Raw genomic sequence first — 21267 nt, forward strand, 5'->3', positions numbered from 1 at the left:
ATTAAAATAACATTGCTTTTTTAAAATATTCCGCCACCGCCATCTTTCTCTCTATCATCACGTTGCTTTCTTGATTTGGCACGATACTTTCCACCACCAAAACGATATGAAAGTCCTACATAAACTGTGTTACTTTCCCAATTAAATGCACCTACTTGACGGTATGGACGGTTGCCATCTATTGCAAATTTCATAGTGTCAAAAATGTCATTATAGTTTATGCTAAAAGTTCCTTTACCATCCCAAAGGCTATATCTGGCACCAAGATTTACAAAATACATTGGGTCTACCTCAAACTGAAGCCCCTTGTTTTTACCACGATAAAAACCAAATGCCGAAAGCGTAAGTTGCTTAGTTACCTTGAAATTATTAATCATTCTAAAATTCCAGGCAGTATTATCAACTTCTATGGTTTCGGAAATTATATCTCCTACAGTTGGATTGTCACCAGCGTTAATAAGGCGTTCTGTTATACCTTTTTGTGTTTGAGAATACAAATCAAAACTGGTGTTAAAATTCCACCATTTAAAAGGACGGTAATTACCTGAAAGCTCTATTCCGTAGGCTGATGTATTTGCAAAGTTGTCAAAGGTTAAAATTACTTTGTTTAAATCGGTTCTATCTATAAAAACAGCGCGATTAATTTCATCTTCAATTGCCCGATAAAAAACACCTCCTGTAATACTTCCTTTTTCTAAGCTTCTAGTGTAATTGGCTTCAAATGAGTTGGTAAATTGTGGTTCTAATTGGGTGTTTCCGAATGAAGAAATTAACGGTGTGCTCCATTCTCTAATTGGGTTTACTTGCTCTAAACCGGGTCTATCTACTCTTCGGCTATAGCTTACTTGAAATTGATTTTTTTCTGTTGGTGTATACGTAACGTAAGCCGAAGGGTATACTTGAACGTAGTCATTTGTAAAAGCACGTGTAGTATTGGTATCTGCTTTTACGTCAACGGTTTCAACTCGGGCACCGGCTTGAAAAGACCATTTTTCAAATTCTTTTCCGTAGGTTACGTATGCTGAATATATATCGCGATTGTAATCAAAAGCAGTATTGGGAGTATCAATTAATTGTCCGTCTGCATTAAATGTTTGACCGGTAGAAGCGTAGTCAATATTGGTTTCAAAAAGACGCGCTTCAAGACCTGCTTCAATTTTTGCAGTTTCTGAAATAGGGTTTACATAATCTACATTTACCGTAAGCCTATCTCGTTCTGTGTCTACAAAATCCATGTAGTTTGGGATAAGGTTATTTCCGGTAAAACGGAAATCGGCTATTTCATCGTTGGTAAAGGTGTTGTAGTCTGCTTCAACCTCTATGTTGTGCCCTTCTTTATTAAAATCTAACTTGTAATTAAAATTGTATTGTGACGATTGGTTTTCAGAATCACTAAAAAATAATTGTGTTTGGTTGAGTGAAGGTTGATTATAATAAAGTATATCTGTTGTTCCTGAAAAATCGCCATCAAATATATTTTGGTTTGTGAAAAAAGACAAGGTGTTTTTGTCATTGAGGTAAAAATCAAGCCCTACTTTAAATAAATTTGACCTTCTATCATCTAGGAAGAAGAAAAATTGTTCAGAGTTATCATCTGGACGAAAGATGTTTCCAAAATTTTCATTCTTTGACGTATTATGCCCCCAGTTTCCGTACAGGTTAATTTTTCCGTTTCGGTAATTCATATCTATAGAGCTGTTAAACTTTGCTTGTTCTTCATAGGTTAGTCCTACATTGGCATTTCCGTTAAAGCCTATATTCACGTTTTTATGAAGTATGATATTAATAATACCGCTCATACCTTCAGGATTATATTTTGCTGAAGGGTTTGTGATTAACTCAATTTGTTTGATTGAAGTAGAAGGTATTTGTTTAAGCAATTGGGCCACCGGAACATTAGATAGTTTTCCGTCTACCATTACCCGAACATTTTGGTTTCCTCTTAATGAAAGGTCGCCTGTTTGTTGATCAACACTTACAGAAGGAAGATTATTCATAATATCTGAAGCGGTAGGTCCCGAAGTAGTGAGGTCTTTACCTACATTAATTACTTTTCTATCTAGTTTTTGTTCAATGGTTGAACGTTCTGCCACCACAGTAACTTCGTCTAATGAATCTACATTTTCTTCTAGATAAACGGTACCTAAATTGATAGAGGAATTTTCTTTTGAAATTTCAATTTCGGAAGTATGTATTTTGTACCCAATAAACTGTATACTCACTATGCTTTTGCCTTCAGGAATATTTTCTATTAAAAACGTTCCTGAATCATTTGTTACACCACCGGTGATTATAGTTCCGTCAAGTTTTTTTACGGCAACCGTTACGTACGGTATAGGCTGCTGTAAGAGTTTGTCCATAACGACACCCTGAATAGAGCCGTTTTTTTCATTGTGTGAGCTAACTGAAGCCCAAGAGGTTGTAAATGCCAAAAAGGCAAGTAAACAAAATAACTGTTTCATTTTTTGATTGATTTTTGTTGTTCATTAATTGATTGATGATGGTTAAACTTAGTAGCTTGTATTGCATATTAATAAGCAATAGGTTTTTCAAGAATCTAAGTCTTTAAACATGAGACGCTCAATCTAAAAATATGTTACAAAATAAGTGGGATAAAAAAATAAACCCGAAGCAAATTGCTTCGGGTTTATAGCTTTACTGCTAATATTAACACTAACCATCAACGTAAAAAATTTCACAGTAAAGTCAGAAATATTTCTATTCAATAGACGAAGCAATTATTATATTGTTACACTAATATCTCTTTTTAACATAGTTTTAGCGAAGCTTCATTAAAAGCTATTGTATTTTTTGACCAGAAAAAGAAAATTATGAAAAAGACACTTGTATTGGGAGCAAGCCTAAAACCCTCTAGATATTCAAATATCGCTATTAATAGATTGGTTAAAAATAATATTGAAGTAGAAGCTGTTGGGTTACGAGAAGGAGAAGTAGCGGGTATTTCTATCACTACGGAAAAAGAAAACTTTAAAAATATAGATACTGTTACTCTTTATTTAAATCCAAAACGCCAAGAGGCTTATTATGATTACATTCTTTCTTTACAGCCTAATAGAGTAATCTTTAACCCAGGAACTGAAAACCCTGAGTTTTATACGCTTCTAAAAGAAAATAATATTGAGTTTGAAGTTGCTTGTACGTTAGTTCTTTTGGCTTCTAATCAATATTAAACCAATGAATGTTAAACAACCATTTACAATGAGTAATTCATAATTAAAATGGTATCCGCCAAGATATTCAGGCGGGATGCTGCCCAGTACATAGGTGATTGCTACCGAAATAATTGAAACCAACCATACCCATTTGTCTTTCACTTGCATTTTTGTGAAAATTCCGAAAGCAAAAAGACCTAATAAAGGGCCATAGGTGTAACTCGCTGCTTTTAATAAAAGATCAATAACACTACTGTCTAAAAGATATTTAAACGCAATAATAACCAAAACTAGTAGGGCGCTAATACCCATATGTACTTTTTTCCGAATGCTTTTTTGATGTTTTACTTCTTTGCGTTCTATTCCAAGAAAATCAATACAAAAACTAGTGGTTAATGATGTTAGTGCGCTATCTGCACTTGAATAGGCTGCGGCGATTAATCCTAAAATAAAAATGATGCTTAAGCCTAATCCCATTGAGCCATTAAGTGCCACTTCAGGAAACAATAAGTCGGTTTTTTCTTTACCGTCTAGCACCGGAACACTAATACCATTTTGTTCTGCATAAACAAAGAGCAGCGCTCCTAGAAACAAAAACAATAGATTAACAGGGATAAAGACGAAGCTGTATGAAAGAACATTTTTTTGTGCGTCTTTTAAACTTTTACAGGTTAAGTTTTTTTGCATCATATCTTGGTCTAGACCCGTCATACAAATGGTGATAAACATACCTCCAAAGAATGATTTCCAGAAATAATTTGCATCTAGAAAGCTATCTGTAAAAAATGTTTTTGTGTAGGGAGCTATTTCTGGAGCAGAAACAAGCTCGGTAAATGTCCAGTTTAATTCATCTTTAATAAAGAATATGGCAACAATAACAGAGCCCAACATAAAAAGTGTTTGTAGTGTATCTGTCCATACTATGGTTTTAATTCCTCCTCTTGCGGTATAAATCCAAATTAATAAAATTGATAAAATAACCGTTATAAAGAAGGGAACATTCCAAGCTTCAAAAACAAAATATTGTAAAACGGTTGCTACTAAAAATAACCTGAATGAAGCACCCAAAACTCTAGATATAAAAAAGAAAAAAGCACCAGTTTTATAACTAACATTTCCGAAGCGATTGTATAAATATTGGTAAATAGACGTTACGTTCATTCGGTAATAAATGGGCAGTAAGATAAACGTGATGACAAAATACCCAACCAAATAACCCAACACTACTTGCATGTAGCTAAACTGAGAATCCTTTACCCAGCCAGGAACTGATATAAATGTAACGCCCGAGAGTGATGCACCTACCATTCCAAAGGCTACAATATACCAAGGTGATTTTCCTTCAGCTTTGAAAAAAGCTTCATTGCTGTCATTTTTTCCTGTGAAATATGAAATCAATAACAAAACCCCGAAATAAATGGCAATTAATAAAAGAATATGTAAAGGCTGCATAAAACTTTCGACTTAAGCTTAGAATGTGTCAAAAATACAAAGTTTGACGAGCTTTAAAACTTTATTTTTCGTTACATTTGAAAACTTTTTTTAAAATTTTTATTTCACATTATAACCAACTGAAGTTATGCGTTTTAAGTTTTTATTGTTTGCAGCCCTTACTTTTATTGTTAGCACGTCATTTTCACAAGAATATTTAAAGATGATTGATGCAGGAACCTATAAAGTACAAGAAATTATTGATAGTGCAGAGGCCTATTTTGCCGGAAAAGATAAAGGACGAGGGTCTGGGTATAAACAATTTAAACGCTGGGAATATAATGCATTGCGTTTAATGAATAGTGAAGGGTACCTTCCTTCAATTAAAGAAAATATTCAAGAACTAGAACGGTATAATGCTTATTTAAATAGAACAGCAGAGACAAGAACCGCATTAAATGATAACTGGACCGAGCTTGGCCCAACATACTGGAATGCTACTTCTGGTTGGAATCCTGGTGTAGGTAGAATCACTTCTTTATCTGTTGATCTAGCAGATAATGACCATATAATTGTTGGTGCTAATACTGGAGGTGTTTGGAAAACCACAAATGGTGGCCAAGACTGGACGCCAATGAGTGATAATTTCACAAACTTAAGTGTGTATTCAGTAGCTATTGACCCTTCAAATGCTAATACCTACTTTTTTGGCTCTTCAAGTGGTTTAATTTTTAAATCTGAAGATGCTGGTTCAACTTGGAATCTTTTAGCAGATTTGAGCAATTCTTTAGTAAACAAAATACTCATTCATCCTACAGACAGCGACATTATGTTTGCATCTTCACAAAATGCAGGTATTTACAAAACTACTGATGGAGGAAATAATTGGCAGCAAGTAACATCAGACTCTCAAGGATATGATATAGAGTTTAAGCCAGGTGATCCTTCTGTAGTATTTGCTTCAGGAACTGGTTTTCATAAATCTACAGATGGCGGAGATACATTTTCTCAAATAGGAGGTTTTAATAATGGTCCTAAAATGATTGGAGTTTCTGCAGATGATACTTCAGTAGTATATGTTTTAGAAGCTTCATCAGGTATTTTTGGTGGGTTTTATGCTTCAAATGATGAAGGCGATAGTTTTACTGAATTAAATCACACTGGAAAAAATTATTTTGGTTACAGTACAACTGCACAAGACAACAGAGGGCAAGCACCAAGAGATATGGATATAGCTGTAAACCCAACTGATGCCGATGAGGTTCACATAGCAGGTATTTTAACCTGGCGCTCAACCAATGGTGGAGTTGATTTTAGTATAACATCAGATTGGATTCCTGGTAATGCTGCTGGAGCAAACATAGGATATTGTCACGCCGATGTAGACATTATGGAATTTGTTGGTTCTACGCTATATGTGGGATCTGATGGAGGTATTTTTAGAGCAGATGACACAGGAAATGTAAACGCCAATTATTATACCGATTTAACACAAGGACTTGGTATTAGACAGTTTTATAAAATAGGGGTATCACAAACTCAAGATGTCATTATTACCGGAGGATCTCAAGATAATGGTTCATCTGTGTATACAGAAGCTGCAGGATGGAGAGATTGGTTAGGTGCAGACGGTATGGAAGGTTTTGTTGACTATGACAACCCTAACAATTTATATGGAACTTCTCAAAATGGATCTTTATACAGATCTGTAAATGGAGGAACTAGTTATTTTGGATTAAACGAACCAAGTACAGGAAACTGGGTTACACCTTTTGAACAAGATCCAGCCGTGCCCGCTACAATTTATACGGGTTATAGTAGAGTTTATAAGTCTACAAACAGAGGAAGTTCTTGGAGTTCAATTTCACAAAGTTTTGGAAACAATCTTGACAACCTTAAAATAGCCCCATCAAACAATCAAATAATGTATGCCAGTAGGTCAACTACCTTTTATAAAACTAATGACGGAGGAGCAACCAATTGGGATTCTAATATAATTCCGGGTAGTGGTAGAATTAATTATATTGCCGTACATCCTACAAACCCTAATAAAGTTGCTGTGGCCGTTGCAAGTAATACCAAAGTAATGATATCAAATGACGGAGGTGAAACTTGGGAGAACTACCGTAAAAACCTACCAAATTTTACAGCGCTATCTTTGGTATGGGATGATAACGGAGCAGATGGTCTCTATGTGGGAATGAACTATGGTATTTATTATATTGATAACGGACTTTCTGAATGGCAACCGTTTAGCAATAACATACCAAATGTTCAAATTAATGAACTTGAAATCAATAATGAAACAGATATGATTTATGCTGCCACCTACGGAAGAGGTCTTTGGGCATCTCCAGTAGAGGAGCCAGTATTAAGTGTAGACGAAAATATACTTTCTAGTGATAATGTAAATGTTTATCCTAACCCAACAAATGACAACCTAAACATTCAGCTTTCAAGAAACCTTGAGGCCGACATTCGTATTTTTGACACTTTGGGTAAATTAATGGTTTATCAACCGAATGTTTCTATTTCAGAAACGCACACAGTTTCAGTTTCAAATTTAAATACGGGTATATACTTTATCAGAATCAATACAGAATTGGGCACAATAACTAAAAAGTTTATAAAAAATTAAACTAAGTATGTGTTATTAAAAATGCTTCGGAAATGGTATATTTCCGAAGCATTTTTTTATCTTACAACTCAATGGATTTTTCATCAAAATTACTGGAAAACGCAGTCAATGAAGTCTCTCAGCTTCCTGGAATAGGAAAAAGAACAGCTTTGAGGCTGATGTTGCATTTGTTGAAACAACCTGAAAACCAAACGCTTCAGCTTTCTGAAAGTCTTCAGAAAATGAGACAAGAAATAAATTTTTGCTCAAATTGCCATAACATATCAGATACAGCGTTGTGTGAAATTTGCTCAAACCCAAATAGAATTGAAGAAATTGTATGTGTGGTTGAAGATATTCGTGATGTTATGGCTATAGAAAATACCAGTCAGTATAAAGGGCATTATCACGTTTTGGGAGGTAAAATATCACCTATGGATGGTATTGGGCCCGGTGAGTTGTCTATTACTTCTTTGGTTGAAAAAGTAAAATCTGGAAAAATTAAAGAACTTATTTTTGCGTTAAGTTCTACAATGGAGGGTGATACCACAAATTTTTATATTTTTAAGCAAATTGAGCTTTATAATGTGGTAACGACCACCATTGCGCGAGGAATTTCGGTAGGTGATGAATTGGAATATGCAGATGAGGTTACTCTAGGGCGCAGTATTGTAAATCGTATCCCGTTTGAAACCTCATTAAAAAACCAATAAAGAGTGAAGCTTTCTGTAGTTATTTTAAATTACAATGTGCGCTATTTTTTGCATCAATGCATTTTAAGTGTACAAAGGGCTACCAAAAATATAGAAACTGAAATCATTGTTATAGACAATGCCTCTGCAGATGATAGCTGCCAGATGGTAAAAGATGTATTTCCTCACGTCACTTTAATTGAAAATAAAGAAAACGTAGGTTTCAGTAAAGCAAATAATCAAGCCGTAAAAGTAGCAACAGGAGAGTATGTTTGTATTTTAAATCCCGATACAGCAGTAGCCGAAGGTGCTTTTGAAAAATGTCTGGGAACACTAGAGTCTTCAGCAAATATAGGTGCAATAGGCGTTTATTTACTTGACGGAACTGGCAACTTTCTTCCCGAAAGCAAACGAAACATCCCAACACCTTGGGTTTCGCTTTTAAAAATGCTCGGGTTTACAAAAAAATATTATGCAAGCCACCTTTCTGAAGCTGAAACAGGACACGCCTCTGTCTTGGTAGGAGCCTTTATGTTTTTAAAACGAGCAATTTACAATCAAGTAGGAGGTTTTGATGAAGATTATTTTATGTATGGTGAAGATATTGATTTGTCATACAAAATTGAACAAGCCGGGTATAAAAACCATTACATAGGCTCTACTGAAACCTTACATTACAAAGGAGAAAGCACACAAAAAGACGCAGCGTATCTTGACCGTTTTTACGGAGCAATGCAAATATTTTATAAAAAGCACTTTAGCTCCAATATTCTTTTAAATTCTGCCGTTAATTTTGGGGTGTCTGTTGCCAAAAAAATGAAAAGTTCAACTTCAGAAACGATACAGAATACCAAACCTGAGTTATCCAAAGCCGTTCTTTTAACCGAAAACTTAAACCTTCTTAAACAACTTTCTGAGACAATTCAAATTCCATTAAACGCTTCTTCCAAAGCAATTTTTCAGGATGCAGACTTAAAAGACACCCTCTTTATTTTTGATGTTGATTATATGCCGTATCAACAAATATTTATGGTTATGAAGCAGTTCAGGAATAAAAACAATCAATTTAGAATCCGACCACCGGGTTGCAATTTCATTATAGGAAGCGATAAAAGCGACGAAAAAGGTAGCGTTCTTGTATTTTAAGGCTTTTTAAACATAAAACGTTTAAAATTTAACTAATTTTGCAGCGTTAAAACTGAAAACTACTTGTAAAACGTTATGGCAAAATTTGAATTAAAACTACCTAAAATGGGTGAAAGCGTTGCAGAAGCAACCGTAACCAACTGGCTTAAAGAAGTGGGTGATACCATAGAAGCTGATGAAGCTGTACTTGAAATCGCTACAGATAAAGTAGATAGCGAGGTTCCCAGTGAAGTAGATGGTGTTTTGATAGAAAAACTATTTGATACAGATGATGTTGTACAAGTAGGTCAAACAATTGCTATTATTGAAACTGATGGTGACGGTGGAAGTGATGATACCCCTGAAAGCTCAACGGTAGAAACCAAACCTGAACCGGAAATGGTTGAAGCAGTTGAAAAAAATGTAGAAACTGCAAAACAAACAACACAAACAATTGAAAGTAGTGAAGATCGTTTTTATTCTCCTTTGGTAAAAAATATTGCCAAAGAAGAAGGTATCTCTCAATCTGAACTTGATACCATTAAAGGCACCGGTAAAGACGGTCGAGTGACAAAAAATGATATGTTGGCTTACGTAAAAAATAGAGGTCAACAAGCAACTCAAGCAAAACAAGAAACACAACCACAGCCTGCAGCACCAAAACCTGCTGAGGCACCAAAACCAAAACCTGCTGTATCAGTAAGTGGTGAAGATGAAATCATTGAAATGACTCGTATGGGTAAAATGATTTCTAAGCATATGGTTGATAGTGTACAAACATCTGCTCACGTTCAATCATTTGTAGAATGTGATGTGACAAATATTTGGAACTGGAGAAATAAAGTAAAAGGAGACTTTGCAAAAAGAGAAGGTGAAAAGTTGACATTCACTCCAATCTTTATGGAAGCAGTTGCCAAAGCTTTAAAAGACTACCCATTAATGAATATCGCCGTTGATGGAGATAAAATCATTAAACGAAAAAATGTAAACTTAGGTATGGCTGCAGCTTTACCAGATGGCAACTTGATTGTTCCGGTGATAAAAAATGCAGACCAACTTAACCTAGTGGGGATGAGTAAAGCAGTTAACGATCTAGCAAACCGAGCTCGTCAAAACAAATTAAAACCAGATGAGATACAAGGAGGTACCTATACAGTAACCAATGTAGGAACCTTTGGTAGTATTATGGGTACACCAATTATCAATCAGCCGCAAGTAGGTATTCTAGCACTTGGAGCCATTCGTAAAGTTCCTGCAGTGATTGAAACTCCAGATGGTGACTTTATTGGTATTCGTTACAAGATGTTCTTATCACATAGTTATGACCACCGCGTTGTAAATGGAGCATTGGGCGGTCAATTTGTAAAAGCCGTAGCCGACTACTTGGAAGCTTGGGATGTGAATAGAGAAGTATAACACACTATATATTCAAATTTGCTTCGGAAGTTATTTCTTCCGAAGCAATCAAAGTTTTATAAAAAATCTGAACCTATCATATGGATTTAAACCTCACGAAGCCTATTTGTTTTTTTGATTTGGAAACCACGGGAACCAACGTAGCAAAAGATCGCATTGTTGAAATTTCTATATTAAAAGTATTTCCAAACGGAAACAAAGAAAGCCACACGTGGCGCGTTAATCCAGAGATGCCTATTCCACCTTCAACTTCGGCAATCCACGGAATTACCAATGAAATGGTAGAAAATGAACCTACCTTTAAAGAGTTGGCCCATAGAGTGCAGGATTTAATGAAAGATAGTGATCTGGCAGGATACAATAGCAATAGGTTTGATATTCCGCTATTAGCTGAAGAACTATTGAGGGCAGAGGTAGACTTTGACCTTAAAAAAGCAAAAGCTGTTGATGTTCAAACTATATTTCATAAAAAAGAAAAAAGAACACTAGAAGCAGCATATAAGTTTTACTGTGATAAGGATTTAACAGACGCTCACAGTGCAGAGGCAGATACCAATGCAACATTTGAGGTGCTCAAAGCACAACTAGACCGCTATGATGATGTTGAAAATGATGTGAACTTTCTGTCTACCTTTAGTGCTCATAAAAATTATGCAGATTTTGCAGGTTTTATAGGGTATGATAAACAAGGTGAAGAGATTTTTAGCTTCGGAAAACATCGAGGAAAAAAAGTAACCGATATTATTGAGAAAGAACCCGGTTATTTTGGATGGTTATTAAATGCAGATTTTCCATTGTATACCAAAAAAGTTTTAACTCGAATTAAATTAAGCCAATTGAATAATAAGCTGTAATATTTTATGAAAATAATTTGTGTAGGCAGAAATTATACCGATCATATTTCAGAATTACAAAATGAAAAACCTACAGATCCGGTTCTTTTTTTAAAACCTGATACCTCAATTCTGCTTAAAAAACAGCCTTTTTTCATACCAGATTTTTCTGAAGAAGTACATCACGAAGTAGAAATTTTGGTAAAAATCAATAAAATAGGTAAGCACATAGACCGCAAATTTGCACATAAATATTATGATGAGATTGGTCTGGGTATAGACTTTACAGCACGTGACCTTCAATCAAAGTTAAAAGAAAAAGGATTGCCTTGGGAAAAAGCCAAAGCTTTTGATGGTGCTGCTGTGATAGGTAATTTTCTATCAAAAGATACGTTTAAAACTGTAGACAATATTGAATTTAGTTTAGAAAAAAACGGAACCATTGTTCAAAAAGCTTCCACTGAGTTAATGCTTTGGAAAATTGACGAGCTTATTGAATATATTTCAAAATATTTTACATTAAAGATAGGAGACGTTATCTTTACGGGTACTCCCTCGGGCGTAGCAAAGGTTCAAGCTGATGATCGATTAAAAGGGTATATAGAAGATAAACAAATGTTCTCCATAAAAGTTAAATAAATGAGTAAACATTATTCCATAGAAAAAATACAAGAAATTGCCGGTGGTGATGAAGATTTTATGGCAGTTGTAGCACAAACCTTTCTAGATGAAATACCACCAGACCTTGAAGCTTTGCAAGAAGCTGTAAGTAATAATAATAAAGAGTTGGCCTACCAATTTGCACACAAAATGAAACCAAATTTTGAAATGTTTGGTGTAGAAATTAATAAAGAAATTTTGGCTATAGAGTCTTGGACCAAAACATCAAAAAAACAATCTGCAATAGAATCAAAGCTAGAAACAGTAGTCACTACTGTAAAAGAGGTAATTAAAGAGCTTAAAGAAGATTTCAATCTATAGATGTTAGCAGAAATAATAACCATTGGCGATGAGATACTTATAGGTCAAATTGTAGACACAAACTCTGCCTATATAAGTAAGCAGCTCAATAAAATAGGAATTCAAGTTTATCAAATAACTTCTATACAAGACGATAAACAACATATTTTAAATACACTTGAAGACGCCAAAAATAGAGTAGATATTGTTCTTGTTACCGGTGGTCTGGGGCCTACAAAAGATGATATTACAAAAGAAACCTTTTGTGAATATTTTCAAGATACGCTAATTGAAAACCCAGAAGTACTTCAAAATATCAAACATATATTTTCAAAATATATTAAAAAAGAGCCTTTGGCAGCCAATTTAAAACAAGCATTGGTGCCGTCAAAAGCAGATGTATTACAAAACCTAAATGGTACTGCTCCAGGAATTTGGATGGAAAAAGAAAACACAGTTTTTGTTTCTATGCCTGGCGTACCTTATGAAATGAAGCACCTTCTTACTGAAGAAGTATTTCCTAGAATCATAAAAAAATATAACCGACCACATATATATCACAAAACACTTTTAACTTATGGTCTAGGCGAAAGTGCCGTTGCCGAGCGCATTGAAGATTGGGAAAATAACCTTCCAGAATCCATAAAACTTGCATATTTACCCTCATTAGGTAGGGTACGGTTACGCCTTTCATCAAAAGGAGCCGATAAAAATAAGTTGCAAGAAGCTGTAGATGCTCAAATGGAAACACTTAGTAGTATGCTAGATGATATTGCTGTGGGATATGAAGATGAAACAAGTATTGTAGAACGGGTAGCTTCTTTGTTAACTCAAAAAAAGCAAAGTCTAAGCTTAGCCGAAAGCTGTACAGGCGGTTCAATAGTAAAAGAGATAACAGCTGTAGCGGGAGCATCATCATACTTAAAAGGAAGCCTTGTTCCTTACGATACGTATAAAAAAGTATCTGTTTTGGGTGTTGATGAAGATTTAATAAAAAAACATACCGTTGTAAGCGCTCCGGTAGCAGAAGCGATGGCAAAGAATGTATCTCGGCTTTTTGATACAGATTATGCCGTAGCAACTACAGGAATTGCCGGACCTACAAAAGGGGATGGAGAAGATGAGGTAGGAACCGTTTTTATCGCAATCGCTTCACCAAAAGGAGTTATTTCAGAAAAATTTAGTTTTGGTAATAACCGCGAAAGGGTTATTATAAAAGCAACCAATAAAGCTTTTGAAATGCTTCTAAAAGAAATTTTAAAAAACTGAATGTCTTTTATTGTGCATACCGATAAATTTATTTAAATTTGCACCCTGTTTAAAAATAACTATAAACAATTAAGGCAATGTCAAGAGTTTGTGAGCTTACGGGCAAAAGAGCAATGGTTGGGAACAACGTATCCCACGCGATGAATAAAACCAAGCGCAAGTTTAATGTTAACTTGGTAAAAAAACGCTTTTACATTCCTGAAGAAGATAAGTGGTTAACACTTAAAGTATCTACTTCAGTGTTAAAAGACATCAATAAAAAAGGTATTTATGCAGTAGTTAAAGAAGCTCGCGCTAAAGGCTTTCTTAACAAATAATTGCAGTAACACATAAAGTCGGTAACAATGGCTAAAAAAGGAAATAGAGTTCAAGTAATCTTAGAATGTACGGAGCATAAAAATTCTGGTCAACCAGGAACCTCTCGTTACATTACTACAAAAAACAAAAAAAATACTCCGGACAGATTAGAGTTGAAAAAATTCAATCCTATTCTTAAGAAAATGACTGTTCACAAGGAGATAAAATAATTGAGTTATGGCAAAGAAATCAGTAGCATCATTACAAACAGGATCAAAACGATTGACAAAAGCCATTAAAATGGTAAAGTCTGAGAAAACAGGAGCTTATGTTTTTGTTGAGTCTATTATGGCTCCAGATCAAGTAAGTGATTGGTTAAACAAAAAATAACCTGTACAAAATAATATATAAAAAGCCACTTTTTTTCAAAGGTGGCTTTTTGTATTTTTGAATGCTAACAACCATTAATACAAGGGCGTGCCCCTAACCGGGTCGGGCTTTCGTCGCTACAGGATAGCGTACTCAATCCCTCACGCAGTATCATACCTAACAAAAACTATGAGTCTTTTTAAAAAAATATTTTCAAAAGAAAAAAAGGAAACCTTAGACAAAGGTTTAGAAAAGTCAAAAACTTCCTTTTTTGATAAACTTTCAAAGGCAGTTGCCGGTAAAAGTAAAGTAGATGACGCGGTGCTAGATAACCTAGAAGAGGTTTTAGTAACAAGCGATGTAGGTGTAAATACAACTCTTAAGATTATTGAACGTATTGAAGCTCGAGTTGCCAAAGACAAATATTTAGGAACAGACGAGCTAAATAAAATTCTTCGTGAAGAAATTGCCGGCCTCTTAAGTGAAACCAATACCGGCAATGCTACTCAATTTGAAGTTCCTAAAAAGACTACCCCGTATGTTATTATGGTTGTAGGAGTTAATGGGGTAGGAAAAACAACCACGATAGGTAAATTGGCATACCAATTTAAAAAAGCCGGTAAAAAAGTTGTTTTGGGCGCAGCAGATACCTTTAGAGCTGCAGCAATAGACCAACTTCAAATTTGGGCAGACCGCACCGATGTACCCATTGTTAAACAAAGTATGGGAAGCGATCCGGCAAGTGTAGCCTTTGATACGCTACAAAGTGCTGTTAACCAAAATGCAGATGTAGTACTTATTGATACAGCAGGAAGGTTACACAACAAGGTAAACCTAATGAATGAGCTTTCAAAAGTAAAGCGTGTTATGCAAAAAGTAATTCCAGATGCTCCACACGATGTATTACTTGTATTAGATGGATCTACTGGTCAAAACGCTTTTGAACAAGCTAAACAATTTACCAATGCTACCGAAGTAACTTCACTAGCAGTTACAAAACTTGACGGTACAGCAAAAGGAGGAGTAGTTATTGGTATTAGCGATCAATTTAAAATTCCTGTAAGTTATATAGGAGTAGGTGAAGGAGTAGAAGACTTACAAGTTTTTAATAAATTTGAGTTTGTCGATTCATTTTTTAAGTAACTTCACGTAGAAGTTTATATAAAAAATGATTCATCCAGATACCGAACTACAATTTATAAATAATGATATTGGCCACGGGGTTGTGGCTACCAAATTCATTCCAGCAGGTACCATTACCTGGGTACTTGATAAGCTTGATAGAACATTTACCAAAGAAGAGTTTTTACAAATGGAAACTCTCTATCAAGAAATTTTAGACACTTACACTTATAGAAATAGTAAAGGTCACTATGTGTTATGTTGGGACCATGGCAGATTTGTAAACCATAGTTTTAAATCAAATTGCTTAACCACGGCCTATGATTTTGAAATAGCAATAAGAGATATTCATCCCGGAGAACAATTAACAGATGATTATGGGTACTTAAACATCTCAGAGCCCTTTCGGCCAAGTGATGAAGGAACGAAGCGTAAAATTGTGTATCCAGATGATTTACCCAAATATTTTAAACAATGGGATAAACAAATTGCAGCCGTTTTTCCAAAGATTCTTCAACAAAAACAACCTTTAGCATCTATACTTTCTGAAGAAACAAAAAAAACTATTGAAGAAATAACCTCAGGAAATAAACAAATAGCTTCAATCTTAGAAAACTATTACAAAGAAAATAATTGAACGTACTCAAACAATACTGTATTGGTTTCTTATTAATTAACAGTATCTTTGCCCGCCTTAATAAAATTGAGTTATGCGTACCAAGTCACTGAAAAAAAATAAAATTAATGTAGTAACACTAGGATGTTCAAAAAATGTCTATGACAGTGAAGTATTGATGGGCCAATTGCGTGCCAATCAAAAAGAAGTGGTACACGAAGAAGAAGGAAATGTTGTAGTTATCAATACCTGTGGATTCATTGCAAATGCTAAAGAGGAAAGTGTAAATACAATTTTAGAATACGTTCAGAAAAAAGAAGAAGGAGTTGTTGATAAAGTGTTTGTAACGGGATGTCTTTCTGAGCGATATAAACCTGATCTTCAAAAAGAAATTCCCAATGTAGATCAATACTTCGGAACAACAGAATTACCCGGTTTGTTAAAAGCTTTGGGAGCCGATTATAAGCACGAATTGGTAGGAGAACGCTTAACTACAACTCCAAAAAACTATGCCTACTTAAAAATAGCTGAAGGTTGCGATAGACCGTGTTCATTTTGTGCCATACCCTTAATGCGCGGAAAACATAAAAGTACACCCATTGAAGACTTGGTTACCGAAGCAGAAAAGCTTGCAGCCAATGGAGTAAAAGAATTAATTCTTATTGCACAAGACCTTACCTATTATGGTCTTGACCTTTACAAAAAAAGGAACCTAGCCGAATTACTGAAAAATCTAGTCAAAGTTGACGGTATTGAGTGGATTAGACTACATTATGCATTTCCAACTGGATTTCCTATGGATGTGCTTGATGTAATGCGTGAAGAACCAAAAATCTGTGATTATATAGATATTCCTTTACAACATATATCTGACCATATTTTAAAATCTATGCGTCGAGGAACTACTTATGAAAAAACCACCAATCTTTTAAAAGATTTCAGGAAGTATGTACCTAATATGGCTATTCGCACTACCTTGATTGTGGGATATCCCGGCGAAACAGAAGAAGACTTTCAATTGCTCAAAAACTGGGTTGAAGAAATGCGCTTTGAGCGTTTGGGTTGCTTTACTTATTCACACGAAGAAAACACCCATGCATTTAACTTAGAAGATGATGTTCCAGATGATGTAAAAATGGAACGCGCTAATGAAATTATGGCTATACAATCCCAAATTTCTTGGGAGCTAAACCAACAAAAAATAGGAAAAGAATTTAAAGTATTAATAGACCGAAAAGAAGGAAACTATTACGTTGGTCGCACCGAGTTTGATAGCCCAGATGTAGATAACGAAGTATTAATTAATGCTGAAGAAGGTTATTTACGCACAGGCGAATTTTTTAATGTAAAAATAACAGCAGCTGAAGATTTTGATTTATACGCAGAGGTTGTAACAGGATAATCGCATTACAATACCCAAAAATCTTGAAAAAGATACTAATTATAGGGCACACATTCCCCGAACCCACTACAACAGCAGCGGGTTCAAGAATGATGCAGCTTATAGAGGTATTGCGCCAAGAATACACTATTATAGTTGCAAGTACAGCTGTTAAAACTGATAAAACAGCCAAGTTAGAAAGCACAACAGTCTCTTCAAAAAATATTGAATTAAACAACAGCTCTTTTGATGAATTTCTTCGGAAAGAACAACCTACCATCGTTATTTTTGACCGTTTTATTACAGAAGAGCAATTTGGTTGGCGTGTTAGCGAAGTATGTCCAAATGCTATAAAAATTTTAGATACCGAAGATTTACATTTTCTTCGGAAAGCTAGAGAAAAAGCAATAAAAGAAAACATACCTGTTGAAAAAGCACACCTTTTTACCGAAACTGCCAAAAGAGAACTTGCCAGTATCTATCGTTGCGATCTTTCTTTGATAATTTCCGAAGCAGAATTAGAGCTTTTAACAACTACCTTTTCGGTACCTAAACAGTTACTTTTTTATGTACCGTTTTTATTTAAAACGGAAGTATCTCCTTCTAAAACACCGGGTTTTTCTGAAAGAGAACACTTTATAACCATAGGCAATTTGTTGCATGCGCCCAATGTAGATTCGGTTAAGGTTTTAAAAAATGAAATCTGGCCACAACTTAAAGAAAAATTTCCGAAGGCAGAATTACATATATATGGCGCTTATGCACCACAACAAATCACTCAATTACATAATGACAAAGAGGGTTTTATAATTAAAGGCTGGGTAGAAGATTGTAAAACAGTGATGCAACAAGCAAAAGTTTGCTTGGCACCCATTAGGTTTGGCGCCGGTTTAAAAGGAAAACTGTTTGATGCCATGCAATGCGGAACCCCTTATGTAACTACAAAAATTGGAGCCGAAGGAATCGCAGAAACAACTCTTGGTGATTGTAAAAAAAATAATTGGCAGCACTTTATAGATACCGCAGCAATGCTGTACAGCGATGAAAAGCAATGGTTAAAAAGCCAACAAATAGGTTTTGAAATTCTTTACAACCGATTTGCAAAAACTAATTTTGAACCATCTTTTTTAGAAAAAATTAAGCATCTCGAGGCACATTTGCAAAATCATAGAAATACAAATTTCTTTGGGCAAATTTTACAACATCATACCACGCAAAGCACAAAATATCTAGCAAAGTGGATTGAAGAAAAGAATAAATAATTATAAAGGGTAAACCATTTTAATATTACTACGTTCGTAAGGAACGTCAACCTCTTGTTTTACCTCTACAAAACCAAATTTTCGATATATATAAATTGCGTTTTCTAGCTTTGTATTTGAGTATAAAAAAAGTTTTTTAAAGTCGTTTTGTTTAGCAAAATCTATACAATGCTGCATTAACTTTTGACCTATTTTTTTTCCTCTTTGGTTAGGTAAAACGGCCATTTTGGTTAATTCAAACTCTTTTTCGCCTCTTTTTAAAAGTGCGACTGTGCCCAAAACTGTTTCATTTTCAATAGCAAAAAAAATGTGGCCGCCAGGCTTTAAAATATACTTTTCTGGTTTGCTTAAAACTTCGCGATCAAAATCTTCTACATAAAAGTGGGTTTCTAACCATTCTATATTTAACTCGTAAAAGTCTTTGGCGTATTTGGGATTAAATGGTATGATTTTCATGATGATATACAATCTGATATTAAATAAGAAATTACCTTTCCCAACTGCCCAAGATTACTAGAAAAAATAGGAGCGCCTTCACAAATATGAATGTATTTGCAGTTTTCTTTTTTTGAAAAGAAATGAATAAATTTCCGAGCTTCAGTTACTGTAAAACCACTAGGCGTCATAGCGCTGCTACCTATATTTTCAACTGCATCAAGATCTAGTTCAATACCAAAATATTCAGTATCGGTTTTAAGAAAGTTTGCTGCGTTTTGTAAAATGGCCGCAAAGGATGTTTTTTCAGAAACTGCGACATCTTCAAATACAGAATATTGTATTCTACTTTGTTGTTTATGCATCGCATCAAAAACACCTTTTGAAGTATAATTTCTATGCAATCCAAAAATGAAATACTTGTTTAAAAAATCATTTTCAAAAGCATATGAAAATCCGTTCCCGCTGTGTCTATGCTCTAGTGTTCTAAAATCTGTATGTGCATCAAAATTTATACAATTAATAGCTTTTCCTATTGCTTGAGAAGCTCCTTTTAAATTTCCGAAACTATTGTTATGACCACCACCAATGATAATTGGAGTTTTATTTAGCTGAATGATTTGTTTTATAGTTTCAGAAACTTTATCATCAATTTGAGAAACTAATTCACCTAATTTTTCATAATAATGCGAATCATTTTCAGAAATTTTTTCAGCTTGTTCCATTTGGATTTTACAGTCTATTTCGCCCAGAATAATTAAGTTTTTAGCTTGCGTTAGGCTATTGTTTTGAATATTACAAAAGCTTTTTAATGTAGTTGTCCAAGCTTCTCTAGCGCCGGCTTTGCCGTGGTTTGCTCGTACGCCAATATCTTCAGGAATACCCAATAAAACATATTGAGAGGCAGTGTTTTTTAATTCTTCCCAACTTGAAACACTCTTTACTGCATCACCCAATTTTTCTTCACCAGCGCGAGCATTTGTAAATAGTGAAAGTTCTTTTTCTGAATAAAAGCGAACGTAGTTCATTATATAATTTTTCCATTAATAATTACAGAATCTATTAAATTACTACCAAAAGAGTAAGGTAAATACCCATATGAAGGAACTGCTTTTGTAACAATGACACTAGCAGATTTTCCTTTGGTAATCGTTCCGTGGGTATCGCTAATTCCCATCGCATAAGCCCCATTAATTGTAGCGGCGTTTATTGCCTCTTCAGGAGTTAATCGCATTTTTATACAAGCTGTTGCAACTACAAAATTCATATTTCCGCTGGGTGTAGACCCTGGATTATAATCGGTAGCCAGCGCAAGTGGTAATCCTGCATCTATCAATTGCCTACCTGGTGTGTATGGGATGCTTAAAAAATAAGAGCAGGAGGGTAGTGCTACTGGCATAGTCTCACTGTTTTTGAGGGCTTGTAAATCATCATCGGTTAGTACCTCTAGGTGATCTACACTAAGTGCATTGTGTTTTACCCCCAAAGCAATACCGCCAATTGCGTTAAATTGATTTACATGTATTTTTGGAATAAGGTCATACTTTTTTGCTTCGTTTAAGATGCGTTCTGTTTCTGCTACTGAAAAATACCCATCTTCACAAAATACATCTACATACTCTGCTAAGTTTTCTTTAGCGATGTGAGGTAGCATTTCTTCACAAATTAAATCAATGTATTTTTCTTTATTTTCCTTGTATTCAGTAGGTACAGCATGAGCGCCCAAAAAGGTAGTTTTTACTGTAACTGGATAGTTTTTTTCTAGTTTTTTTGCCACTCGAAGCATTTTTGCCTCGGCATCTGTTGTAAGACCATAGCCACTTTTAATTTCAATAGCAGCAGTGCCTAGTTTCATAACTTCTTCTAGACGTTTGGCAGATTGTTTATAGAGTTCTTTTTCAGAAGTTTGCTGAAGCTTTTTTGCACTATTCACAATGCCGCCGCCTTTTTCGGCAATTTGTTGATAAGATAAGCCTTTGATTCTATCCACAAATTCTTGTTCACGATTTCCGGCATAAACTATATGTGTATGAGAGTCACACCAAGCCGGCATTACAATTTTACCTGTGCAATCTATGGGTTTAAAGCCTTCAATTTCCGGAAGGCTTTTCATCTCACCATAATCTATAATTTTTTCATCTTCAATCAATAACCAAGCATTATTAATAGAAGGCAATTGACTCATTTCTTCTCCACAGACTTTCTTAGGAGGATTTTCACGTGTTTGTAACAGTGTTTTAATGTTAGTAAGTAGTAATTTCATACCATA

General features: G+C 34.8%; 21 protein-coding genes. 16 read left to right on the forward strand and 5 right to left on the reverse strand.

The annotated features are described in order from the left end of the window. Positions 1 to 20 precede the first annotated feature (20 nt). A complete protein-coding gene (locus INR76_RS08565; RefSeq protein ID WP_223107492.1) occupies positions 21 to 2462 on the reverse strand; it encodes an outer membrane beta-barrel family protein in 2442 nt (813 codons plus the stop codon). A gap of 369 nt (positions 2463 to 2831) precedes the next feature. Here INR76_RS08565 and INR76_RS08570 point away from each other — a divergent pair, with 369 nt between their 5' ends. Beyond that, positions 2832 to 3191, forward strand: a complete 360-nt coding sequence (locus INR76_RS08570) for a CoA-binding protein (protein ID WP_223107493.1) — start codon at positions 2832 to 2834, stop codon at positions 3189 to 3191. Here the strand turns inward: INR76_RS08570 and INR76_RS08575 are convergent. Beyond that, on the reverse strand, positions 3162 to 4625 hold the full coding sequence (locus tag INR76_RS08575) for a sodium:solute symporter (protein ID WP_223107494.1): 1464 nt from the start codon (positions 4623 to 4625) through the stop codon (positions 3162 to 3164). The two genes, INR76_RS08570 and INR76_RS08575, sit on opposite strands and share 30 nt — an antisense overlap. Before the next feature lie 127 nt (positions 4626 to 4752). Here INR76_RS08575 and INR76_RS08580 point away from each other — a divergent pair, with 127 nt between their 5' ends. From INR76_RS08580 to INR76_RS08650, 15 genes are all read left to right on the forward strand, one after another. Beyond that, complete coding sequence (locus INR76_RS08580; protein ID WP_223107495.1) at positions 4753 to 7242, forward strand: T9SS type A sorting domain-containing protein; 2490 nt, start codon at positions 4753 to 4755, stop codon at positions 7240 to 7242. A gap of 71 nt (positions 7243 to 7313) precedes the next feature. Further along, positions 7314 to 7934, forward strand: coding sequence for a recombination mediator RecR (recR, locus tag INR76_RS08585; protein ID WP_223107496.1), 621 nt, complete (start codon positions 7314 to 7316; stop codon positions 7932 to 7934). 3 nt (positions 7935 to 7937) lie between these two features. Further along, the gene (locus INR76_RS08590) at positions 7938 to 9059 is read left to right on the forward strand and encodes a glycosyltransferase family 2 protein (RefSeq protein WP_223107497.1); all 1122 of its coding nucleotides are present in this window, start codon (positions 7938 to 7940) and stop codon (positions 9057 to 9059) included. A gap of 75 nt (positions 9060 to 9134) precedes the next feature. After that, positions 9135 to 10454: a dihydrolipoamide acetyltransferase family protein gene (locus tag INR76_RS08595; RefSeq protein WP_223107498.1), complete on the forward strand. Its 1320-nt coding sequence runs from the start codon at positions 9135 to 9137 to the stop codon at positions 10452 to 10454. Between the two features lie 80 nt (positions 10455 to 10534). Then, a complete protein-coding gene (locus INR76_RS08600; protein ID WP_223107499.1) occupies positions 10535 to 11308 on the forward strand; it encodes a 3'-5' exonuclease in 774 nt (257 codons plus the stop codon). 6 nt (positions 11309 to 11314) lie between these two features. Beyond that, complete coding sequence (locus INR76_RS08605; protein WP_223107500.1) at positions 11315 to 11926, forward strand: fumarylacetoacetate hydrolase family protein; 612 nt, start codon at positions 11315 to 11317, stop codon at positions 11924 to 11926. Beyond that, positions 11927 to 12268 (forward strand): Hpt domain-containing protein, encoded by a 342-nt coding sequence (locus tag INR76_RS08610; protein ID WP_223107501.1) that lies wholly within the window; start codon positions 11927 to 11929, stop codon positions 12266 to 12268. Then, entirely contained in the window at positions 12269 to 13516 is a 1248-nt protein-coding gene (locus tag INR76_RS08615) for a competence/damage-inducible protein A (protein WP_223107502.1), read from the forward strand. A gap of 77 nt (positions 13517 to 13593) precedes the next feature. Beyond that, complete coding sequence (rpmB, locus tag INR76_RS08620) at positions 13594 to 13833, forward strand: 50S ribosomal protein L28 (protein WP_116693383.1); 240 nt, start codon at positions 13594 to 13596, stop codon at positions 13831 to 13833. 27 nt (positions 13834 to 13860) lie between these two features. Further along, positions 13861 to 14043 carry a 50S ribosomal protein L33 gene (rpmG, locus tag INR76_RS08625; protein ID WP_223107503.1) on the forward strand — a complete coding sequence of 61 codons (183 nt, stop codon included), beginning with the start codon at positions 13861 to 13863 and terminating at the stop codon, positions 14041 to 14043. Positions 14044 to 14050: 7 nt separating this feature from the next. Next, positions 14051 to 14203: a DUF4295 domain-containing protein gene (locus INR76_RS08630; protein WP_223107504.1), complete on the forward strand. Its 153-nt coding sequence runs from the start codon at positions 14051 to 14053 to the stop codon at positions 14201 to 14203. 168 nt (positions 14204 to 14371) lie between these two features. After that, the gene (gene ftsY / locus INR76_RS08635) at positions 14372 to 15325 is read left to right on the forward strand and encodes a signal recognition particle-docking protein FtsY (RefSeq protein ID WP_223107505.1); all 954 of its coding nucleotides are present in this window, start codon (positions 14372 to 14374) and stop codon (positions 15323 to 15325) included. Positions 15326 to 15350: 25 nt separating this feature from the next. After that, positions 15351 to 15941: an SET domain-containing protein gene (locus tag INR76_RS08640; protein ID WP_223107506.1), complete on the forward strand. Its 591-nt coding sequence runs from the start codon at positions 15351 to 15353 to the stop codon at positions 15939 to 15941. A 73-nt stretch (positions 15942 to 16014) separates the two neighbouring features. After that, positions 16015 to 17322, forward strand: a complete 1308-nt coding sequence (gene rimO, locus INR76_RS08645; protein ID WP_223107507.1) for a 30S ribosomal protein S12 methylthiotransferase RimO — start codon at positions 16015 to 16017, stop codon at positions 17320 to 17322. A gap of 23 nt (positions 17323 to 17345) precedes the next feature. Continuing rightward, positions 17346 to 18563 (forward strand): glycosyltransferase, encoded by a 1218-nt coding sequence (locus INR76_RS08650; protein WP_255592555.1) that lies wholly within the window; start codon positions 17346 to 17348, stop codon positions 18561 to 18563. On the opposite strand, the gene INR76_RS08655 is transcribed toward INR76_RS08650, so the two are convergent. Genes INR76_RS08655 through hutI form a run of 3 tightly spaced genes read right to left on the reverse strand, consistent with a single transcriptional unit; the run spans position 18564 to position 21261 of the window. Next, positions 18564 to 19019: a GNAT family N-acetyltransferase gene (locus tag INR76_RS08655; protein WP_223107508.1), complete on the reverse strand. Its 456-nt coding sequence runs from the start codon at positions 19017 to 19019 to the stop codon at positions 18564 to 18566. Beyond that, the gene (locus INR76_RS08660; RefSeq protein ID WP_223107509.1) at positions 19016 to 20026 is read right to left on the reverse strand and encodes a formimidoylglutamase; all 1011 of its coding nucleotides are present in this window, start codon (positions 20024 to 20026) and stop codon (positions 19016 to 19018) included. Before INR76_RS08660 ends, INR76_RS08655 begins: the two co-directional genes overlap by 4 nt. Continuing rightward, positions 20026 to 21261, reverse strand: a complete 1236-nt coding sequence (gene hutI / locus INR76_RS08665) for an imidazolonepropionase (RefSeq protein ID WP_223107510.1) — start codon at positions 21259 to 21261, stop codon at positions 20026 to 20028. The genes INR76_RS08660 and hutI overlap by 1 nt, the downstream gene beginning before the upstream one ends. Positions 21262 to 21267: the final 6 nt, after the last annotated feature.

Origin of the sequence: Marixanthomonas sp. SCSIO 43207, from assembly GCF_019904255.1 — a bacterium.
Taxonomy (GTDB): domain Bacteria; phylum Bacteroidota; class Bacteroidia; order Flavobacteriales; family Flavobacteriaceae; genus Marixanthomonas.

Excerpts from the sequence above, each read along its gene's own strand:
- rpmB (WP_116693383.1), top strand. The coding sequence starts at position 13,594 with ATGTCAAGAGTTTGTGAGCTTACGGGCAAAAGAGCAATGGTTGGGAAC.
- INR76_RS08630 (WP_223107504.1), top strand. The coding sequence starts at position 14,051 with ATGGCAAAGAAATCAGTAGCATCATTACAAACAGGATCAAAACGATTG.
- INR76_RS08615 (WP_223107502.1), top strand. The coding sequence starts at position 12,269 with ATGTTAGCAGAAATAATAACCATTGGCGATGAGATACTTATAGGTCAA.
- INR76_RS08565 (WP_223107492.1), bottom strand. The coding sequence starts at position 2,462 with ATGAAACAGTTATTTTGTTTACTTGCCTTTTTGGCATTTACAACCTCT.
- rimO (WP_223107507.1), top strand. The coding sequence starts at position 16,015 with ATGCGTACCAAGTCACTGAAAAAAAATAAAATTAATGTAGTAACACTA.
- INR76_RS08640 (WP_223107506.1), top strand. The coding sequence starts at position 15,351 with ATGATTCATCCAGATACCGAACTACAATTTATAAATAATGATATTGGC.
- ftsY (WP_223107505.1), top strand. The coding sequence starts at position 14,372 with ATGAGTCTTTTTAAAAAAATATTTTCAAAAGAAAAAAAGGAAACCTTA.
- INR76_RS08660 (WP_223107509.1), bottom strand. The coding sequence starts at position 20,026 with ATGAACTACGTTCGCTTTTATTCAGAAAAAGAACTTTCACTATTTACA.
- rpmG (WP_223107503.1), top strand. The coding sequence starts at position 13,861 with ATGGCTAAAAAAGGAAATAGAGTTCAAGTAATCTTAGAATGTACGGAG.
- INR76_RS08570 (WP_223107493.1), top strand. The coding sequence starts at position 2,832 with ATGAAAAAGACACTTGTATTGGGAGCAAGCCTAAAACCCTCTAGATAT.
- INR76_RS08600 (WP_223107499.1), top strand. The coding sequence starts at position 10,535 with ATGGATTTAAACCTCACGAAGCCTATTTGTTTTTTTGATTTGGAAACC.
- INR76_RS08655 (WP_223107508.1), bottom strand. The coding sequence starts at position 19,019 with ATGAAAATCATACCATTTAATCCCAAATACGCCAAAGACTTTTACGAG.
- INR76_RS08605 (WP_223107500.1), top strand. The coding sequence starts at position 11,315 with ATGAAAATAATTTGTGTAGGCAGAAATTATACCGATCATATTTCAGAA.
- INR76_RS08575 (WP_223107494.1), bottom strand. The coding sequence starts at position 4,625 with ATGCAGCCTTTACATATTCTTTTATTAATTGCCATTTATTTCGGGGTT.
- recR (WP_223107496.1), top strand. The coding sequence starts at position 7,314 with ATGGATTTTTCATCAAAATTACTGGAAAACGCAGTCAATGAAGTCTCT.
- INR76_RS08595 (WP_223107498.1), top strand. The coding sequence starts at position 9,135 with ATGGCAAAATTTGAATTAAAACTACCTAAAATGGGTGAAAGCGTTGCA.
- INR76_RS08610 (WP_223107501.1), top strand. The coding sequence starts at position 11,927 with ATGAGTAAACATTATTCCATAGAAAAAATACAAGAAATTGCCGGTGGT.
- hutI (WP_223107510.1), bottom strand. The coding sequence starts at position 21,261 with ATGAAATTACTACTTACTAACATTAAAACACTGTTACAAACACGTGAA.
- INR76_RS08580 (WP_223107495.1), top strand. The coding sequence starts at position 4,753 with ATGCGTTTTAAGTTTTTATTGTTTGCAGCCCTTACTTTTATTGTTAGC.